The 652-nt window shown below is 46.0% G+C and carries 1 protein-coding gene and 1 pseudogene; both read left to right on the top strand.

What is annotated here, in order from left to right; translation table 11 throughout:
• Positions 1–468: type I methionyl aminopeptidase (gene map / locus ACWHAR_RS28245; protein ID WP_452088591.1), on the top strand; the 468-nt coding region annotated here is incomplete at its 5' end.
• Positions 469–549: 81 nt separating this feature from the next.
• A pseudogene (locus tag ACWHAR_RS28240) lies at positions 550–652 on the top strand (DUF3243 domain-containing protein); the annotation flags it as partial.

Raw genomic sequence — 652 nt, 5'->3', positions numbered from 1 at the left:
ATCTCCGCTGAATTTGGCGGCTTCTATTCCGACACAGGCATCTCATTTGTGCTCGGTGAAGGAGAAGAACGCCTTCATAAGCTTTGCCAATGCGCGGAAAACGCTTTTCAAAAGGGGCTTCAGCAGGCAAAAGCGGGCAAGCGCCAAAACCAGATCGGAAGAGCCGTTTATCATGAAGCACGCTCTCAAGGCTTTACCGTCATCAAAACCCTGACCGGCCACGGAATCGGCCGAAGCCTGCATGAAGCGCCGAACCACATCATGAACTATTATGATCCGTTTGATAACGCACTGTTCAAAAATGGCACAGTCATCGCGCTTGAACCGTTTATTTCAACGAAAGCAGAAACGATTGTTGAAGCTGGAGACGGCTGGACGTTCAAGACGCCGGATAAAAGCATGGTTGCCCAAGTTGAACACACGATCGTCATCACAATAGATGAACCGATTATCCTGACGAAACTGTAAAACACATTCCGGGCTTCCGGCAGGTTTAACCTCCTCCAATAGCAGGTAAAACATCATTATTCTGCACGAGGAGGTCTTGCAATGAACAGAGATCAAGAAAAAATCCAAATTGAAAACGAAATGAACGCGATGCATGGCACAATAAAAGAAGACATTTTAAAAGACTTTGATGAATTTAAAGGCT

It is taken from the genome of Bacillus sp. LR--39 (assembly GCF_053613335.1).
This window is presented reverse-complemented; position numbering and strand designations above follow the sequence as displayed.